Source organism: Laceyella sacchari (assembly GCF_004343255.1).
GTDB lineage: Bacteria > Bacillota > Bacilli > Thermoactinomycetales > Thermoactinomycetaceae > Laceyella > Laceyella sacchari.
On sequence record NZ_SMDD01000001.1, the window covers coordinates 1,158,500 to 1,177,006 of the forward strand.

The 18,507-nt window shown below is 47.9% G+C and carries 17 protein-coding genes and 1 pseudogene; 14 read left to right on the forward strand and 4 right to left on the reverse strand.

Annotated elements, in window-relative coordinates:
• The first annotated feature begins 15 nt into the window (after positions 1-15).
• From EDC32_RS05560 to EDC32_RS05595, 8 genes are all read left to right on the forward strand, one after another.
• Positions 16-750, forward strand: a complete 735-nt coding sequence (locus EDC32_RS05560; RefSeq protein WP_132220336.1) for an SIS domain-containing protein — start codon at positions 16-18, stop codon at positions 748-750.
• Between the two features lie 210 nt (positions 751-960).
• Positions 961-2,229 carry an ABC transporter substrate-binding protein gene (locus EDC32_RS05565; RefSeq protein ID WP_132220338.1) on the forward strand — a complete coding sequence of 423 codons (1,269 nt, stop codon included), beginning with the start codon at positions 961-963 and terminating at the stop codon, positions 2,227-2,229.
• A 71-nt stretch (positions 2,230-2,300) separates the two neighbouring features.
• A complete protein-coding gene (locus EDC32_RS05570) occupies positions 2,301-3,167 on the forward strand; it encodes a carbohydrate ABC transporter permease (protein ID WP_132220340.1) in 867 nt (288 codons plus the stop codon).
• Between the two features lie 18 nt (positions 3,168-3,185).
• Positions 3,186-4,061 carry a carbohydrate ABC transporter permease gene (locus tag EDC32_RS05575; protein WP_246026854.1) on the forward strand — a complete coding sequence of 292 codons (876 nt, stop codon included), beginning with the start codon at positions 3,186-3,188 and terminating at the stop codon, positions 4,059-4,061.
• A 12-nt stretch (positions 4,062-4,073) separates the two neighbouring features.
• Complete coding sequence (locus EDC32_RS05580; RefSeq protein WP_132220342.1) at positions 4,074-5,654, forward strand: glycoside hydrolase family 3 protein; 1,581 nt, start codon at positions 4,074-4,076, stop codon at positions 5,652-5,654.
• Positions 5,615-6,424, forward strand: coding sequence for a GntR family transcriptional regulator (locus EDC32_RS05585; protein ID WP_211341889.1), 810 nt, complete (start codon positions 5,615-5,617; stop codon positions 6,422-6,424). Before EDC32_RS05580 ends, EDC32_RS05585 begins: the two co-directional genes overlap by 40 nt.
• 186 nt (positions 6,425-6,610) lie before the next feature.
• The gene (locus EDC32_RS05590; protein WP_132220343.1) at positions 6,611-7,840 is read left to right on the forward strand and encodes an MFS transporter; all 1,230 of its coding nucleotides are present in this window, start codon (positions 6,611-6,613) and stop codon (positions 7,838-7,840) included.
• 68 nt (positions 7,841-7,908) lie between these two features.
• On the forward strand, positions 7,909-8,391 hold the full coding sequence (locus tag EDC32_RS05595) for a glutathione peroxidase (RefSeq protein ID WP_132220345.1): 483 nt from the start codon (positions 7,909-7,911) through the stop codon (positions 8,389-8,391).
• A 163-nt stretch (positions 8,392-8,554) separates the two neighbouring features.
• Here EDC32_RS05595 and EDC32_RS16840 read toward each other — a convergent pair whose 3' ends face one another.
• The 4 genes and pseudogenes from EDC32_RS16840 to EDC32_RS05615 all read right to left on the reverse strand — a co-directional run bounded on the left by EDC32_RS16840 (position 8,555) and on the right by EDC32_RS05615 (position 11,711).
• Positions 8,555-8,764 (reverse strand): CAP domain-containing protein, encoded by a 210-nt coding sequence (locus EDC32_RS16840; protein ID WP_425460156.1) that lies wholly within the window; start codon positions 8,762-8,764, stop codon positions 8,555-8,557.
• Between the two features lies 1 nt (position 8,765).
• Positions 8,766-9,872, reverse strand: a complete 1,107-nt coding sequence (locus tag EDC32_RS05605) for a M12 family metallo-peptidase (RefSeq protein WP_425460157.1) — start codon at positions 9,870-9,872, stop codon at positions 8,766-8,768.
• 338 nt (positions 9,873-10,210) lie between these two features.
• Positions 10,211-10,849, reverse strand: a pseudogene (locus EDC32_RS05610) (O-methyltransferase).
• Positions 10,850-10,958: 109 nt separating this feature from the next.
• Positions 10,959-11,711 (reverse strand): TrmB family transcriptional regulator, encoded by a 753-nt coding sequence (locus tag EDC32_RS05615; protein ID WP_132220347.1) that lies wholly within the window; start codon positions 11,709-11,711, stop codon positions 10,959-10,961.
• Positions 11,712-11,912: 201 nt separating this feature from the next.
• Between EDC32_RS05615 and EDC32_RS05620 the strand changes: the two genes are divergently transcribed.
• From EDC32_RS05620 to EDC32_RS05645, 6 genes are all read left to right on the forward strand, one after another.
• Positions 11,913-12,869 (forward strand): ATP-dependent DNA ligase, encoded by a 957-nt coding sequence (locus EDC32_RS05620; RefSeq protein ID WP_132220991.1) that lies wholly within the window; start codon positions 11,913-11,915, stop codon positions 12,867-12,869.
• Between the two features lie 42 nt (positions 12,870-12,911).
• Positions 12,912-13,802: a non-homologous end-joining DNA ligase gene (gene ligD, locus EDC32_RS05625; protein ID WP_132220349.1), complete on the forward strand. Its 891-nt coding sequence runs from the start codon at positions 12,912-12,914 to the stop codon at positions 13,800-13,802.
• Between the two features lie 54 nt (positions 13,803-13,856).
• On the forward strand, positions 13,857-15,164 hold the full coding sequence (locus EDC32_RS05630; protein ID WP_132220351.1) for an amidohydrolase: 1,308 nt from the start codon (positions 13,857-13,859) through the stop codon (positions 15,162-15,164).
• 532 nt (positions 15,165-15,696) lie between these two features.
• On the forward strand, positions 15,697-16,341 hold the full coding sequence (locus EDC32_RS05635) for a hypothetical protein (RefSeq protein ID WP_132220353.1): 645 nt from the start codon (positions 15,697-15,699) through the stop codon (positions 16,339-16,341).
• Between the two features lie 118 nt (positions 16,342-16,459).
• Entirely contained in the window at positions 16,460-16,981 is a 522-nt protein-coding gene (locus EDC32_RS05640; RefSeq protein ID WP_132220355.1) for a hypothetical protein, read from the forward strand.
• 21 nt (positions 16,982-17,002) lie between these two features.
• On the forward strand, positions 17,003-18,496 hold the full coding sequence (locus tag EDC32_RS05645; RefSeq protein WP_132220357.1) for an AAA family ATPase: 1,494 nt from the start codon (positions 17,003-17,005) through the stop codon (positions 18,494-18,496).
• Positions 18,497-18,507 lie beyond the last annotated feature (11 nt).

Here is an 18,507-nt window from a genome sequence, read left to right on the forward strand (position 1 = left end):
AGAGGGGACATCTTGATGATTTTAGCGTTCATGGAGTCGATCGAGCGAAAATTGGGGGAGATCAAGCGGGAAGAATTGGCCCAAATGCAACAAGCGGGCCGTTGGATTGCAGAAGCTGTTGCACAGGGTGGGGTGGTCCATTTGTTTGGATGCGGGCATTCCCACTTGTTGGCAGAAGATGTGTTTTATCGTGCAGGGGGGTTGGCTCCCATTCATCCGATTTTGGTTGAAAAGTTGATGTTGCACGAGGGGGCGGCGCGCTCTTCAGAATTGGAGCGACAACATGGGCTGGCTGAGACGTTCATGGAGGAGCAAGCGATTCAGCCAGGGGATGTGGTGATTGTGATCTCTACCTCCGGCATCAATCCGGTGCCGATCGAAGTGGCACTGTTGGCTAAGGAAAAAGGGGCGAAGGTGATCGGATTGACGTCACTCGCTTATGCCAGTGGGGTTCCGTCGCGGCACCAATCGGGCAGGCATTTGTCAGAAGTGGTTGATATGGTGTTGAACAATCATGTTGACCAAGGGGACGCTCTGCTTTCGCATGAGCGGGTGCCGGCCAAGTTCGGTCCGAGTTCGACCATCTTGGGCTCACTCATTCTGCAATCGGTGCTGGTGGAGGCAGTCGGGCTGATGGCGGACGCAGGTGTGGAAGTGCCTGTATTCCGCAGTGGCAATATTCCGGGAGCTGATGATTACAACAAAGCGCTCGTGGAAAAATACGCCTCCAAAATACCTACGCTAAAATAAATCATGATGTCCACGGGATGGGGGAGTGGAAGCGGTTGTAACGCAATGCCACTTCCCCATTCGTTTTAAGATAGGCACGGGAGCTGGTAAAACAAGTTGATATACACTCGGTGTAATAAGAATAAATATATTTTTTATTGACATATTTTTGTGAATTAAATAAAATTGGTATAGTCAATATTACAAATAATCATGAGGTTGGTGAATGGCATGCGCAAATGGTGGCCAAGCTTGTTGGCTGTTGTCCTGATTTTGGTGGCTGCGTTGACCGGTTGTTCGCAAAGTGCTGACAACGGCAAGATTAAATTGCGGGTTGTGACGATGTTCGGTGGTACAGATCCGGCCAAGAAAGCATATGAGCAAGCATTAAAAGATTTTATGAAAGCGCATCCAGATGTCGAAATTGTCGATGAATCGATGACGGCCACAGGAGATGATTTTCGAACGAAAGTAAAAACCGATTTCGCTTCAGGCAATGAACCTGATGTGACGTTTTTCTTCACCGGAGCGGAAGCCGAACCAATCATCCAATCCGGTGCGGTGGTGCCATATGAGGAAATCTTCGCCAAAGATAAAGCCTGGAGTGATGCCTTTTCCGACAACGTTAAACAACAAGTGAAAGCGAAAGACGGCAAAATCTACGCTGTTCCGATTACCGGTTTTTATGAAGGATTGTTTGTCAACAAAAGTTTATTTAAAAAATACGGACTGGAGCTACCGACGGATTGGGAGAAATTCACCAAAGCCGTCGAAACATTCTCTGAAAACGGAATCATTCCAATCGCTGGTTCATTGGAAGAGTCATATTACTTGATTGAACATTTCATTCTCTCCGCAGGTGGTCCGGCGGGTCACAACAGCAAATTTGACCATGGTATCCAGCCCTCTTGGGCTCAAGGGTTGGAAAAAATTAAAGAAGTGTATGACATGGGCGGTTTTCCAAAAGATGCGCTGACCATCAAAGATGCGCAAGCGCAAGAGCTGTTCAAGAACAAGCAAGCGGCCATGATCGTCAATGGGTCTTGGATTTTGGGGGGATTGACGGATAAAGAAGATGTTGAGGTGATCCCGTTCCCGGTAATGCCGGGGGGTAAAGCGAATCCGAAGGACTTGGTGGCGGGATATACGTCAGGCTTTTATCTAAGCAAGAAGTCCTATGAAGACAAAGACAAAAAAGGATTGGCGTTGGAATTGATCAAGTATCTCACTTCCAAAGAGATGGTGAAGAAATTCGCTGAGGCTAATGGGGGTGTGCCGGCGGTAGACGTCAAGGTAGAGGGTTTGCCGACTGTTTTCCAACAAGGTCACCAGATGGTGCAGGAAGCTCATTCCCTCTCACTGCCCATCGACGCGCAAATCTCAGCTGAAGCGTTTAACGAAATAAGAAAAGGCGTCCCCCACATCGTGCAAGGAAAGAAAACGGCTCAGGAAGTGTTGCAGGCCGCTCAGAAAATAGAGCAAGAAAAAATGCCAAAGTAATATTCATGGACGAAAGCGGCTGTTTTGCATGATGCAAGGCTGCCGCTTTTGCCAAAGAAAGGAGTTGTCCCATGCATAAGGGTGATCGTGGAGTCATCTTTTTTTTCCTTCTTCCCGCTGTCTTGTTGACGGGCGTGTTTTTGTACTATCCGTTCATTCACAGTATCATTAAGAGTTTTTATTATTCAGATGGCATGTTTATCAACCGCTTTGTGGGCATAGAAAACTATATTCGCTTGGCACAGGATGAAGTCGTGAAGATCGCCACACTCAACACATTGGAAATAATGTTGTACGCGGTGATTTTTCAGGTGGGGTTAGGGATTGTGCTGGCCCTTTTAGTAGACTCGATTCGATTTGGCAAGAATTTTTTTCGGTCGGTCTTCTTTTTTCCTGTCGCCATCTCGGCAACAGCGATCGGATTGATGTTTACCCTCTTCTATAATTATGACAATGGTATGTTGAATCAATTGCTTGTGCGCTTCGGTTTTGAAAAGGTAGTCTGGATGACTGAAGAAACTTCTTTGGTGGCGGTGGCTGTGCCCGTCATTTGGCAGTATGTAGGGTTTTACTTTGTCATTATACTGACGGCGATTTCCAAAATCCCTGATGATTTTTATGAGGCTGCGCAGTTGGAGGGGATCACCGGATTTCAAAAGACGATTCACATCACTCTCCCCCTGATTTGGGGTGATGTAAAAACATCCATCCTGCTCGCAATCACGGGAGCGTTGAAAGTGTTTGAACTGGTGTATGTCATCAGTTCCGGCGGCCCGGCGAACTCTTCTGAGGTGTTGGGCACCTATATGTACCAAAAAACGTTTACGGGCCAAGCTTTTGGTTATGGAGCGACGATCGCTGTCTGGATTGTGATATTGGGTCTTTTGTTTTCCGTTATCGCCAATCGCCTACTTAAGAAAGAGGAGATCACTTATTGAGATCGGGAAGGAAATGAGGTGGGAAAGTTGAAACAACTTACCATATATGAAAAAATGACGCTTGCTTTGTTCCGGGGAAAAATCACCAAGATGGTAACATTCATTTGTTTGGGGCTTTGGTCATTGACCACGATTTATCCGCTGTTCTGGGTGGTCAACAACTCTTTGAAGCCCTCGCACCAAGTGATCAATAACTCGTTTTCTGTCGCTACAAATCCTACCTTTGCCAATTATTTAAATGCCTTTGAACAGGTGGATATCGGTCGAAGTTATCTGAACAGTTTTATTATGTCCGGGGGGACAGTGCTTTTGACGCTGTTGGTCGGCGGGTTGGCGGCATATGTTTTGGCGCGCTTCCGCTTTCGTTTGCGGGGACTGCTGCAAACCGTATTGGTGGCTAGTTTGCTTATTCCAGCGTTCGCCACTGTGGTGCCGGTGTTTGGGATGTTGAAAGACTTGCAGTTGCTCAATACGTATTGGGCCTTGATCATCCCACATACCGCCGGATTTTTGCCATTTACCATTTTGGTTTTGTCTTCATATATGGCAACGATCCCGAAGGATTTGGAAGAAGCGGCTATCATGGATGGATGCAGCCGTTTTGCTATTTTTTGGCGCATCATGCTACCTGTGTCACGACCAGCGTTCATCACCGCGAGCATTTTTGTGTTCCTGTGGTCGTATAATGATTTGTTTTCAGCTTTGATTTTCGTTCCGCAGGAAGATGTGCGTCCCATCAACGTGCTCTTGACGACGGTCAGTTCGCAATATGGGACCGATTACGGATTGTTGGCAGCGGCGGTGACCTTGACTTTGATTCCGGTCATCATCCTGTACAGCGTAGCCCAGAAATATGTAATCAAAGGTTTGACCTCAGGGGCTGTGAAAGGATAAGGGGGAGTTTGCATGCTCAGTCAAATGGAAGAGCGATTGACATCACTGAGTTTGGAACAAAAAATCGGCCAGTTGTTGGTCGGGCAAGCGGAGGGGACCGCCTTGAGCGAGTCCTTCCGCCGTTTCATTGAGAGGGTTCCACTCGCGGGTTATCGCATTAACGGGCCGAATATCGAACATCCGGCTCAGGTGAAGAAGTTGACGAGTGACATACAGCAAGCTTATACAGCCTCTGGATTAGATTTGCCTGTGATCTTTGCATGCGACCAAGAAGGTGGCGTTTTGAGTGTGTTTGGTGATTGTGTTACCGAATTTCCCGGGAGCATGGCTTTGGGTGCGACTGGTTCGATAGAACTGACTGAACTTCAGGCTCAACAAGTCGGTTGGGAGTTGGCGGATATGGGAATAAATCACTTGTTGGCACCGGTTGCCGACCTCAATCTGGAGAAAACCAATCCAGTCATAGGGGTGAGGGCGTTTGGGGATGATCCTGCACAGGTTGCCAGCCATTGCTTTCATTTTAGCCTCGGAGCCAATCGCGGTGGAGTGGCGGTCTGCGCCAAGCATTTTCCGGGACATGGCAACACGGTGACCGATACGCACGTTGGATTGGCGGTCAACCACGCCGCTGAAGAGGTGTTGAGACAAACAGAATACGTGCCATTTAAGAAGTTGGTGGACGGTGGGATCGATTCTGTGATGGTGTCACATGTGGTTTGTTCTGCCTGCAGTTCCTTGCCGGCCAGTCTGTCTGAAGAAGTAATCAGTGGATTGTTGCGCCAAGAGATGGGCTATGATGGATTGGTTATCTCTGACGACTTGGCCATGGGTGCGGTGCGCAATTTGTATTCTGCGGGTGAGGCTGTTTTGCGTTTTATTTTGGCGGGCGGCGATATCGCTTTCATTCATGACAGCCGTGACTCGGTTGAGGAAGCTTTTTACCGATTGATGCAAGCGGTTGAGCAAGGTGAATTGACGGAAGAGCGCATTAATACCTCCTTGAAACGGATTTTGCGGTTCAAGCAAAAAATCGCCGCCTACCAACAGAGCAGAAAGTTGCCGCCGATCAGCGGCGAGGAGTTGGCCCGCCAGATCGCTGAGCATTCAATCACGCTTGTGCGCGACCCGCGCCGCCTTCTGCCCCTGTCTCCTGACATGAAGCTGTTGGTAATCTCCCCCCGGTTAAGCAATTTGTCGGAAGCGGATACATCCAGCCAGCAGGAATTGAAGTTGGCCGCTTATGTCAAGCAGGCTTTTCCACACACCGTCTGTGTAGAATTGGCGCCGGATGAAGCGGAACAGGCGTTGGCTGAATTGAGGCTCCAAGCGGCCAAAGCAGACGTCATCTTGCAAGGGACGGTCAATGCTTACCGCTTCCCTGAGCAGATCGCAGTGATGAAAGAACTTGCGAAGATGCGTCCCCTTATTGCAATCATGTTGCGTGACCCTTATGATAGTGAGTTGATACCGCATGATGTGACGACCTTGGCCACTTACGCCGCAACCAAGCAACAGCTGGCCACATTGGTTCGTCAGCTCTTGGGGGAAGTTGCATGCATGGGGGGCGTGCCGGTGCGGTTGGCCCGACCATGATAAAGAAGGAAGGAAGAATGGTGAAGAATCAGAGGATGCGCAAGGTGTTGAAAAACAGTCCGGTGCCTTTGTATTACCAGCTGAAAGAAATCATTCAGGAAATGATAGATAATGATCAGCTGAAGCCAGGCGACGCAATTCCCCCTGAACGGGAATTGTGCGAAATCCATCAAATCAGCCGCATGACGGCTCGCAAAGCCATTATCGCCTTGGTTAACGAAGGGGTGTTGTACAGGGAGCAGGGGAAAGGAACCTTTGTGGCCGAGCCGAAGCCGAAACATTTGATTACGCGTCTGAAAGGTTTTACCGAAGAGATGGAAGAACAGGGCTTGTCGGTAGAAACGCGGATGCTTAACTTCTCTGTCATGGATGCGACGCTCAATTTGAAACGAAATTTACGGATGCCTCCGGACCGTGAGCAGGTCGTGGAAGTGAAGCGATTGAGAATCGTTGACGGAGAGCCTTTGGCGTTGGAAACAGTCTGGCTTGATGAGCAAAAAGTGCCTGGATTGAGCCAAGAGATGTTAGAAGGGCAATCATTGTATACGGTGTTGAGGGATCATTATCAGTATCAACCGATGTACGCTAGACAGACGATTGAACCTGTGCTGACAGATGAATATGAGAGCCAGCTACTGGGGTTACCAAACAACTCGTTGGCGATTTTGTTTCAGCGCACAACGTACATGGGGCAAGACCAAGTGATGGAGTATACGCGGTGTATTTATCGGACTGACCGTTATAAGTATGAGATTTTCCTGCAACCATAATGACAGGGAAGAAGGGTGATCGAACGGATCACTCTTCTTTTTTTATGGGATGCTGTCAAAGTATTTATTTCAATAGGTTGAATGTTTATGTTAAAATATGAGTGAACATTTGTAATTTTAAACCTTTTACATAACGAAAGTATATGTTTGTATCTCGATTTGGAATGCAGAAAGTGGTGAAAAATCATGAAACAAAATCGCTCTTTTCATTGCCTTTGGGTTGGGCAGTCCATGGCCAACTTGGGGGACTCATTTTTTATTTTAGCGATGGTGACGTTGATTTATCAAATGACCGGTTTGACGTTGGTCGCTGCTTTGTTTCCTCTGTTCAGGGTGATTGCTGTTTCGATGAGTGGCACGGTCGCACCGCTATTGTTTGGACGGTTTCATTTGCAGCGCATTTTGTTTATTTCTCAAGCCTCCCAGACGGTGTTGTTGGCGGTGGTAGTCGCCCTTGTTTTTGTGGGCGGCAAGATTGAAGGTATGGTTCCTCTTTTGTTGGTGTTAACGTTTGTCATCTCTTTTTTGGATGGCTGGACGACTCCGACGCGAAATGCACTGGTGCCCAGACTGGTGGAGGATGGGGAGTTGGTGGAAGCCAACAGTTTGCTCAGCACGATGGATCAGATCGCCCTTTTGACGGGGTGGTCGGTTGGTGGTGGGATTTTATCGGTGATGAGCGAGGCGGAGTTGTTGTCATTAACTTGGATTTTGTTTGCAGTCTCTACGGTTTCCACGTTGTTCATCAAGGATCGCTCCAAAGTTGAGCCCAAACGTTCAAGCGGACGCTGGAATCAGATCAAAAGCGGGTGGGTAAATATTTGGAATAGTCCCGCTGTTAGAATTGTTACTGCGATTGACTTGCTAATCGTGTTGGGGGCGGGGATCTGGACGGGTGCGGTCATCTTGGTCTTTGTCAATCAAGTTCTTCACAAAGGGGCATTCTGGTGGGGGATTATCAACACCGGTTACTTTGCTGGAACGATGGTCGCCGGCTTTGTGATTCTTTCCATATCAAAGTGGGTGTCGAAGCATATTGTCGCCAGTATGGCCATTGGTTTGACGGGAATGGTTTTGTTCACCTTTAGTTTTTCATTTACAACTTTGCCATGGTTAGCGCTTACACTTATCACGCTGTTAGGGCCTATGTTTCAAATTCGGCGCGTCGCCCAGCAAACCATCTTGCAACGCAACACAACCAATGAAACTTATCCTGAAATTGCATCTGCCCATTATACCATGCTAAACATTTTATATGCCGTTTCGGTCTTGCTGATGGGGTATGTCACAGATGTGTTGGGGGTGCGTTATGTATATTGGATCACAACCGTCTTTTATATCTTGTGCTTGATTCTTATTCCCCAATTGCACCGGCTGATTAAAGCTCAACCACAAAGTAGCAAAGAGAGTAGGTAAATGCCGTCAAAGGTGGTATGATGAATAGGGAGAAATCTATCTATAGGTATATTAAAGGGGGCAGACTTGTGACAGTATATCAATTTGAAGCGAAGTTAGCCAACGGTGAAGTGAAACAGTTGGACGCATACAAAGGGAAAGTATTGTTGATTGTCAACACTGCGAGCAAATGTGGCTTTACACCACAGTACAAAGAATTGCAAGAACTGTACGAGCGATATAAAGACGCGGGGCTGGAGGTTTTGGCCTTCCCCTGCAATCAGTTCATGGAACAAGAGCCAGGGACGGATGAAGAAATTGTCGAGTTTTGTTCCCTTAATTACGGAGTGACGTTTCCCGTGTTTTCCAAAGTGGATGTGAACGGGGAACAGGCGCATCCGCTGTTCAAGTATCTTTGCAAAGAAGCGCCAGGCCTCATGGGTAGCAAAGCAGTCAAATGGAATTTCACCAAGTTTCTCGTCAATCGCCGGGGTGAGGTGGTTGAACGGTACGCGCCCAACACCAAACCGAGCGAATTGACTGATCGCATCGTTTCGCTGTTGGAAGAGTAAGTTGCAATGAGAACAGCCAGCCTAAGTGCTGGCTGTTTGTTATCAGAAATTGGTTAGTGAATAGATTCACTCCGAATCTTCAGGAAGATCAGGTAGAATCCACGGAATCTTAGCCAGGCCCATTCTGTCTAGAATGGGCCTGATTAAATAAGATGGATTTGGTTTATCTTCTGATGAATTGTTGTGTCCAGTAAGTTCCATAAGCGCCGCCTTTGGCAAAACCAACGCCGATGGTCGTGTAATTGGGATTCAAGATGTTGCTACGATGTCCGGGGCTGTTCATCCAAGAATTCATCACATCTTGCGGGGTTTGTTGTCCAGCAGCGATGTTTTCACCTGCATAGGTGTATTGGATACCAAACTTTCTCATCATGTCAAACGGTTTGGTGAGAGAAATAGTTGTTGTCTCTCATATCTTCTGATTTCAATCTGGCAACCTGAGACAATTTGGCATCCATCTGCAAAGGTTTATATCCTCTCCGTGTCCGTTCCTGGTTAACCAATTGAACGACTTGTGTTTCAAAGGAGGAAGGGTCAGAGGTTGGTACATCTGGTTTATTTGGTTTATTGTTGTTGTTATTTTGATCGTTTTGATTATTTTGGTTATTTTGTCTATTTCCGTACCAGTATTTGTTGCGTTCGATGATTTGGTTGTGTTTTTGGTCCCAAATGTCCACCTGTGTCGTGTAATAATAGTTCATGATGCATCTTTCATATTGAGGGCCGTGTAAGTCATGTGGCACACCGAAGTTATGGGACAGTTCGTGTTGAACAACATGCCAAATGGCATTGGGATGCATGTCCGCCGTTACGCTGACGGCACTTCCACCTGGGCCACCTGTGGGTTGCATATAAGCAATTCCACCATAATTGAAGTTAGGGTCTTTGGTAAATCCGATGACAAAATCATAAACCCCTCTGTTTTTGTCACGGTCCAAATCTTGCAGAATTTGTTCCCCGTTGTACCCATCTGATTTCCACTCGAGATATCCTGAGATCTTAAAATCGACTTGATGATCGCGGATAAACGCATTGTCCGCTTTTTCCACAATCTCTTTCGTTCTGTTTTGCCAATCAGGGTAGGCTCTGCGGTATTCTTCATCCGCCGCGATGACCGCGGTGACCACCCGGTTTTTGGATTTTACAGTTAAATTTGGTGTTTTAGCAATGTGTTTTTGCCCCACCACTTTTCCTTTTTCGTTAATCACTTTGGCAGTGGTGTCCTGTTCGATGACAGTAGGTTCATTGGTTGCTTTGGGAGTGTTTTTTGGTAGTGGGTCAGATACGATCTTTACCTTACTACCAAGGGATACCACTTTTTCTGGTTGTGATACAGGTTTTGAGCCAAACCAACCCAAGATATGGTCAATCCATGACGTATCCTTGGCAGGATTGACTCCGTCGGCATAAGCGGTGCCCATACTACCAAATAACAGGACAACGAGCATGATGATAGACAATATGCGAAGCTTTTTGGTCACAAGACCACCCCCTGTGAAATAGTTTGGAATGGTAAGAAAAGAATCTCATTTGATACGTTTTGAATTATATAACACGGAATTGAAGTCTTCAATTATATGCTTGGATTTATAATTTTTTATCATTTGTTTGTTATCTTGTTGTTATTATTTCCGGTTTATTGTTGGAGATTATAGGTGTAATTGGCATGGGGTTGATCTGTAATTCGTTAATAAATTTAATTTTATTTTTAATATACCAAGATCGAGGGGGTTGGGGGCGAGATTATTATGCTAAAAAGAGCCTGCTCATTTGAGAGCAGGCTCATTGGTGCGCAAAAAGAGTGATTTCTTAACTTACATCAGACACTTTTCACTTTGGCAATCCCCAATCCGTCGCTGATCGGCAACAGCATGGACTCGAGGCGAGGATCTTGTGCCAAGGTTTGATTAACTTCTCGAAGCTTGGCCAATATGGGGTGATCATTGGTTTCATCCACGACGCTGTCGCCAAAATAAAGTCAGTTATCCATGGCAATTACCGCATTTGGCGCAGCCAAGGAAATTGCTTTCTCCAGATAATGGTCGAAGTTGGGCTTGTCTGCGTCGATAAAGAAGAAATCAAAGCGTTCCCCCGACTGAGCTAGTTTTTCCAATTGTTCTGAAGCGTCGCCCACGATAACCGTCACTTGCTCGTCCAGGTTGGCGCGGGAGATATTTTCTTTGGCAAAGCGGGCGTGTTCAGCGTTTAATTCAATGGTGAAGCACTTTCCGGTAGATGGCAAGGCCCGTGCCAAACAAATGGTACTGTATCCGCCCAGGGTTCCCAGTTCCAAAATTCTGGTGGCTCCGCTGATTTTAGCCAGAAGATACAATGTTCGGCCCACTTCGGGTGGGATGGATATCTGTGGCATTCCCCTTTCCGCCAATCCGTTCGGAATCGACTGTAGTACCTCATCTTCCTTGCTAAACAGCTCTCTGATGTATGTTAAATCACGCATGTTGAAAGCCTCCTGATCTCATTGGATTTAATATATGACCGAACTCCCGACTTGGACGACGCTAAAAATCCCATCCCTTTTCCCTAATGTAATAGTCAATAATATTCTCTTAATTTTTGCCATATCGGCTTGTCAGCTCAGCGCCGAAATCTTCCTCAATGCGCATCATGACAACATCGTGGTAGAATGCATTTTTAAGTAGTTCGGTGATAGCCGGATGATCCGTTTCCAATGCGGTCAACTTTACATCTCCGCCAAAACCACCCAACAAGGCGGCTTGCCCGTCGATCAGGATGGAAAATTTCCTCGTTTCCATTTTTGGCCAAGCCTGTTCCAAGTCATCAGCTTTATGGATAAACACATTTTTCAGGGTAGTTTGACATTCTCCAAGAACAATCAGGACAACCGTAACGCCCCGCTCTTCAGCGTCAAGTAATGCTTCTTCCACCCAATGCACATCTTCTGCCCAAATGTCGACAAGGATATTCTTTTTTGCATTGGCGATCATTCTGCGTACCGCGGTGTCTAAATGTTTGTTTCCTTGCCAATTATAAAAAGAGGGTTTGGAACGAGGAGGGGATTTCAGTTCATTCACCAGTCCTTTTGCGGTTTGTTCAAACTTGACCCGCATGTAACGAATCAACTGATCGATAGGTACAGCGTCATAATGAACCGGATCGCCCTCGATAATTCGACAAATGCCTTTGTCGGTGAGTGAACGTAAAGCAGCATAAACATTGGTGCGCGAGGTGGATACTCGTTTGGCTACTTCGTAACCGGATAAATGAGGCTCCTCATGGAGTGTGAGGTAACAACGCGCTTCAAGTTCAGACAGGCCAAGCTCTTTCAATCGTTGAATCAGATGAACTCTTCCTTTCTTCAGTGATGTTGGTGGATAATAGTAGTATTTTGATGTAATACTAGTGTGCTTAAATACTACTATTTTGACTTAGTCATGTCAAGCCTGATTCGGCATCGGCATAAGGGTGGATGCTTCTATGTATAGTTGCAGTGTTTTTTTCTCATTCTAAGAGATATATTTGTGAAAAAAGGAACGAGTTCCGTGGAATTGAAACCAATCATCCCTTTTGAACCCGTCATGACGGATGCGCCACCTTCGGGAGAACACTGGATTGCTCAAGTCAAATGGGACGGGGTGCGGGTGTTAACGTATGTTGAAAATGGTCAAGTGAAATTGTTCAATCGGAAAAAAAATGAGCGTACTCATCACTATCCTGAATTGGCGAAGGCTAGCGATTATTGCACGGCTTCGTCGGTCATTTTGGATGGGGAGATCATTGCTTGGCGGGAAGGGAAGCCCTCTTTTTACGAGGTGATGAAACGGGATGGCTTACGCCAAATGAACAAAGTGTCGCAAGCAATGAAGCGAGTGCCGATTACGTACATGGTTTTTGATTTGCTTTATCTGGATGGCAAATGGATGACAGAACGACCATTGGCTGAACGACAAGAGCAATTAAACCAAATCATCCGGCCGGTGGATCATGTGCGGTTGGTGCCCAACTACACTGATGTGGATGGCCTGTATGAGGCTGTGCGCCAGCAAGGGTTGGAAGGCATCGTCGTGAAAGATTTGACCAGTGCTTATGTCATTGGTGGAAAAGATGGGCGTTGGCGCAAACGAAAAGTGACGCATGACCTGATTGCCGTGGTAGGAGGGGTGACATTCAGGGGAAAGGTGGTCAACTCGCTTTTACTGGGGTTGTACGATGCTTGGGATCGGCTTCACTACATCGGGCATGCCGGCACGGGGAAACTGACCCAAGCGGATTGGCGGGATATCACTGAACGCGTCACTTCGTTGGTTCAAACTGAGATGCCTTTTTACAATCAGCCGGAGCGAATCAGCGGCGCAATTTGGGTCACTCCTTTAATCACAGTTAAAGTCCATTATCTGGAATGGGTGGATGGGCATTCTTTGCGACAACCGATCATTCAGGGGATCGTCGATGCCGATCCGCTTTCATGTCGTGGTTTTATTTCATCTGGTAGGTCTTGATTTGCCAGATCCGCTCCAGTCCGGCACAGAGGAGGGAGAAGGGTGGAGCACCGATTGGTTCATGTGGACGGAAAGGAATTAAAGATATCCAATCCCGATAAACGTTTGTTTCCTCAGTTGAGCAAGTGGGAGTTCATACTAGCGTATTATCGGCTGGCTCCGTATTTACTTCCTTATTGCCGGAACAGGGCGTTAACCACGATCCGTTTTCCAGATGGGGTGGAGGGGAAGTCGTTTTATCAGAAGAACGCCCCTTCCCATCGGCCGGATTGGATAGAAACGGTCAACGATGGGGATATTGAATATGTTATGCTCAATAATGCACCCACCTTGGTTTGGTTGGCCAATTTGGCGTGCGTGGAATTACATGTGTCGTTCAATACGGTTCATGAACCAATGAAACCGACGGAGCTGGTGTTTGATTTGGACCCTAGTGTCCCCGGATTTCCACGCGTGGTGGAAGCGGCGCTGATGATCCGGGAGTTGCTGCTGCAATTGGGATTGGACGGAATTGTAAAGACATCAGGGGCCAGCGGATTGCAGATCTACCTGCCATTAGAGCCGCGATACACATATGATGAGACACGCAAAGTCGGAAAATTCATCGCCCATTATTTCGCCAAGCGGCAACCCGCGTTGATCACCGTGGAGCGCTCGGTCAACAAGCGCGGGGATAAAATCTACTTTGACTATCTCCAGCATTGGCGTAATAAAACTTTGATCGCGCCCTATTCAATCCGGGCAGTGCCGGAAGCGACCGTTTCTACGCCTCTTTCATGGGAGGAATTGACTCCCGCGTTATCCCCTAAGCAATTCACTTGCGCCAACATTTTTGACCGGCTGGAACAGAAAGGGGATTTGTTTGCGGAGGCGTTGCGAAAAAAGGTGCGGTTGGATGAGATCCTGCAATTTATTGATCGGAACAGGCTATGAAATTCTTTTCTCTTCGTGTACAGTAAGAAAGACACATCAATATAAAGCGAGGAGATGTCAGTGAAGCGGTTATTTATCAACGCGACTGTCGTGACCATGAAAGATGGCGCCGAAGTGCTGAGACGAGGCGCTTTGGGTGTGGAGGATGACAAGATTACATATGTGGGGGAAGTCCCGGAGCCGCAAGTACAAGAGCAGTTTGATGAGATCATCGATTGTAGCGGCAAGGTCATCCTGCCTGGATTGGTCAACACACACGGTCATGCGGCCATGACTTTGTTGCGTGGGTATGCCGATGATTTGCCGTTGCAAACGTGGTTGGAAGAGCATATGTGGCCGTTGGAAGCGAAGTTTACCCATGTCCAAGTGCAGGCAGGAACAGCGTTGGCGGCGGTGGAAATGATCCGCTCCGGAACCACTTGTTTTATGGATATGTACGATCATATGGACGCTGTTGCCCGCGTGGTGGAAGAATCCGGCATGCGCGCCCGCTTGACTCGCGGGGTGATTGGATTATGCAGTGAGGAAATGCAAAATAAAAAGTTTGAAGAGGCGGTTCGTTTTGCTACTGAGTGGCATGGTCAAGCCGATGGCCGAATCACTACCATGTTGGCACCTCATGCGCCCTACACGTGCCCGCCGGAATATATCAAGCGGTTTGTAGAAAAAGCGGGGGAATTGAAGTTACCACTTCATACGCATATGTCTGAAACAGTGAAAGAAGTGGAGCAAAATGTGCGGGATTATGGAATTCGGCCCGTTGAGCATTTGCGTCGACTCGGCTTCTTTGATCTTCCTGCGCTGGTTGCTCATGCGGTGCATGTGACAGAAGAAGAAATCGACATATTGGCGCAACATGACGTAAAGGTGGCACACAACCCGGGCAGCAATCTCAAATTGGGTAGCGGAATTGCCCCGGTGACGAGCATGCTGCGAAAAGGCATGCGCCCGGGATTGGCTACTGACGGGGCAGCCAGCAACAACAATTTGGATCTCATCGAGGAAATCCAGCTTGCCGCGTTGATCCACAAGGGTGCTAACCTTGACCCGGAAGCGGTGCCGGCGCTGACGGCGTTAAAAATGGGGACCAGCTATGGGGCAGAATGCTTATTCCTCGATCACGAAATCGGCACGTTGGAAGCAGGCAAAAAAGCCGACTTCATCACTTTGGATTTGACTGGTGCTCATATGCAACCGTTGCATGATGTGGTGTCCCACATCGTATATTCTGCGTCTCGCGGTGATGTGGTGGACATGTATGTAAATGGTCAGCCGCTGATGGTCAACCGCGAATTGCTGACACTGGATGAAGAGAAAATCCGTCATGAAGCAACACGTGCATTCCAAGCATTGTTGCAATAAAAAAAGAACTGCCATCAATTGGCAGTGAATAGAATGAGGCGGAAGGTATAGGCAGGAAGGTCTATGTCATACTAACAACAGGCTATTCTTTAATGTCTATATCTAGATGAAAACGAAGAGGGATATCAGGAACGGGGTTATTCCATAAGCGTCGGTGCGCTGAAGGGGATATCCAGGTTTCTGTGTGGAGAAAAGATGAGATTTTCTCCAGTTCTTCTTGGGACAAGTGGGTTTGTAACAACTCGGGCATCCACTCGGGATAAAGGGAAGGATGCGGCAAAGGAATCACCTCCCTTGTTGATGTTAGTATCACCGTAGCGGAAGGCAATATGACTAACACATTTTGCCCCTTCGACCAAGATGTTGGCTCTGCTTCCAACGTATAAGTGAACCAGGCACGAAAAGCGCTTTGTCAGCGTCAAGCTGATGAAGCGCTTTTCTCATGCATGTTCACATCCAAGGTTTGGCCAACGCGCGTAGTCTAAATGCACAGGTTTTTTCGTAGGTATTAGAAGAGAAGGGGGAGGGCAAAATGAGAAAAATGGCCGGATGTCTGGTTTGCGCCTTGATGCTGATGGGTTGTCAAACGGACTTCGTCGCCGATCAGCCCACAGTTAAAGAAAAGAAGGTGTTGGCGCAGGAGAAGCTGGCGCAGACGGCGAGACAGGTGATTCAAGGGTGGTTGAAGAAAAAAGAATATTCGTTTCAGCTGGAACTCATGTCTGGTAAACGTCGCTTTACTGGGAAGCAAGTGGCGGATAACTGGAGCTTGAAGGATGCAGCATCACAGAAATTAGTGATGCGACGCAACGGTGAGCATATTTACGCTTACCATGACAGCGGGACGGAAATGATGACTGTCAAACAAGCAGGTCTGGTGTCACCCCGCGACCATCTGTCCTTCGTCTTGAGCGTGGCCGGGAAATTTCGGCAAGGAACTGCCGAATGGGTGAATGGCCGACGCGTTGATGTGATCGAGGTGGATATTGACAATGGGAAGCTGTTGGACAAATTGAAGCAGGCCTTATTTAGCAATGAGACAGTCCGGTTGCCGGTAAATATGGCTGTTACCTACAAACTAGCTGTTCAAGACGCCCGGCAATTGACGAAGGTCACCTTGATTATTCGTGAACCCGACCGAGGACAAGTGCAACAGCTAACATATCAATTGATGTGAGCAGTGCTGGGAAGCGCTGTTTTTTTATTTCCAACCTTTGGCGCTCGGTTCGATATATCAGATTATGATATACTTTTCAGGGAAGAATTATTATACAAATAGTATAGGGGGCGGGCCGATGAGACAAGCCAAAGTGCTGGTAGGCAGCTTGTTGGTCACGCTGGTGGTCTTGATGGGCGGTTTTTTCGCCAGTCAGTGGTGGTTCGTGACAAAACCCATTCACCAGACTCTCGACCAGCAGTCAGGCCTGCATCAGGCAAAGATTAACGTGATGCCGACGGAAGTCCGGCTTCATTTGCATATAGATCCTACGTATGACTTTATACAACGTTATCCTCGTTTGTTGGACAATTTGGAACAGATCGCAGGTCATCGTAAGCTGACTGTGGTGTTGGACAATCCGCACCATCCGGAATTGGAACAAGCGTGGTCCGACTTGCAATTCGCTTTGCGCGAAGCAGTGGCGACCAAGCGCTACACCTTAATTCCGGACGCCGTCAAGCAGGTGGCGCAGGAACATAGGTTGACTTATAAAGTGCGGATCGATGAACGTTTTATCTATGTGGAGTTGCAACAGGCCAATCGAGCTTGGAGGCAAGTGGTGCCGTTGCAAACCGATCAGGCGGCGTTGCCATCGTAAAGAAAGGGGAGGTGAATCGGGATGTTCCTGTATCTGATGACAGGTGTTGGCTTGGCAGTGGCTCTTTTTCTCATGTTTCTCGGGATAAATCCGTTTCCACTTGTGGTGTTGCTAGCTATGGTTTGGCTGGTGACGTCCTTGCAAGGCGGGCGGATATCGCAGGGTTCATTTGGTGCAAAGAAAGCGGCCAACAATAAGGGAAGTTCCAAGATTCCCACTACCCGCTTTGAAGAAATTGGCGGTCAGGAACACGCCAAAACGGAATTGAAAGAAGCCCTTGATTTCTTGTTGCATCACGAGCGGATGGAGGCATACGGCATCCGGCCGATCAAAGGAATTTTGTTGGCTGGGCCGCCTGGAACGGGGAAAACGCTGATGGCCAAAGCAGCAGCTCATTACACGGATTCGGTGTTCATCAGCGCGTCAGGCAGTGAGTTCGTGGAGAAGTATGTTGGCGTCGGGGCGCAGCGGATTCGCCGCTTGTTTCAGGATGCCCGAAAAGCGGCTAAAAAAAATCGCAAGAAAAGCGCCATTATTTTCATTGACGAAATCGATGTGATTGGCGGTAAGCGGGAAGGCGGCCAACAACGTGAATATGACCAGACTTTGAACCAATTGTTGACAGAGATGGACGGCATTCATGTGGATGGGGATGTGCGCGTGCTCATCATGGCCGCGACCAACCGCAAGGAAATGCTTGACCCCGCTTTGCTCCGCCCGGGCCGGTTTGACCGTCATATCCTGGTGGATTTGCCGGACAAACAAGCTCGTTTGCAAATCCTTACCCTGCATGCGCGAAACAAACCATTGTCACCGGATGTCTCGTTGGACAAAGTGGCACAGGACACCTTTGGCTTTTCCGGCGCGCAATTGGAAAGTTTGACCAATGAAGCGGCCATATATGCGCTGCGCCAAGGAAGTGAGCAGCTGGAGCCGGCTCATTTTCAGGCGGCTATCGATAAAGTAATGATGGGGGAAAAAACGGATCGAGAAGCCGCCCATGATGAAAAATTGCGGGTGGCGATTCACGAGTTGGGCCATGCCATCATGGCAGAGTTGGTGCAACCGGGCTCCGTCTCCTCTGTTGCCCTGTCTCCGCGCGGGCAGGCGCTCGGCTACGTGCGGCAACATCCGGGGCAGGATCGCTATCTTTACACCAAAGAAGAACTGGAAGGCCGGATTCAGGTGTGTCTGGCGGGTGCCGCCGCAGAACAATTGGTGCTCAGATCGAAGAGTACCGGAGCGCAAAACGATTATGAGCAAGCGAATCGGTATGCTCGGGGATTGGTGCAAAGTGGCCTATCTGAGCGTGGGATTATCGATGCCGAATTGATTGCAAAAAGTGAGTTGCATGAGACAACAACCAAGATTTTGAATGAATTGCAAACCCGTACGGAACAGCAATTGGCTTCATACTTGCCGTTGTTTGAGGAGTGCACCGCGATTCTGATGCGCGAAGAAGTGTTGAACGGGGATGAATTTAGACAATTGTTACGTGAAAAAGCGTCCGCATGAGTCAAGCGGAC

Excerpts from the sequence above, each read along its gene's own strand:
- EDC32_RS05580 (WP_132220342.1), top strand. The coding sequence starts at position 4,074 with ATGCTCAGTCAAATGGAAGAGCGATTGACATCACTGAGTTTGGAACAA.
- EDC32_RS05640 (WP_132220355.1), top strand. The coding sequence starts at position 16,460 with ATGAGACAAGCCAAAGTGCTGGTAGGCAGCTTGTTGGTCACGCTGGTG.
- EDC32_RS05585 (WP_211341889.1), top strand. The coding sequence starts at position 5,615 with ATGCATGGGGGGCGTGCCGGTGCGGTTGGCCCGACCATGATAAAGAAG.
- EDC32_RS05560 (WP_132220336.1), top strand. The coding sequence starts at position 16 with ATGATTTTAGCGTTCATGGAGTCGATCGAGCGAAAATTGGGGGAGATC.
- EDC32_RS05645 (WP_132220357.1), top strand. The coding sequence starts at position 17,003 with ATGTTCCTGTATCTGATGACAGGTGTTGGCTTGGCAGTGGCTCTTTTT.
- EDC32_RS05630 (WP_132220351.1), top strand. The coding sequence starts at position 13,857 with ATGTCAGTGAAGCGGTTATTTATCAACGCGACTGTCGTGACCATGAAA.
- EDC32_RS05635 (WP_132220353.1), top strand. The coding sequence starts at position 15,697 with ATGAGAAAAATGGCCGGATGTCTGGTTTGCGCCTTGATGCTGATGGGT.
- EDC32_RS05590 (WP_132220343.1), top strand. The coding sequence starts at position 6,611 with ATGAAACAAAATCGCTCTTTTCATTGCCTTTGGGTTGGGCAGTCCATG.
- EDC32_RS05565 (WP_132220338.1), top strand. The coding sequence starts at position 961 with ATGCGCAAATGGTGGCCAAGCTTGTTGGCTGTTGTCCTGATTTTGGTG.
- EDC32_RS16840 (WP_425460156.1), bottom strand. The coding sequence starts at position 8,764 with ATGATGAGAAAGTTTGGTATCCAATACACCTATGCAGGTGAAAACATC.
- EDC32_RS05570 (WP_132220340.1), top strand. The coding sequence starts at position 2,301 with ATGCATAAGGGTGATCGTGGAGTCATCTTTTTTTTCCTTCTTCCCGCT.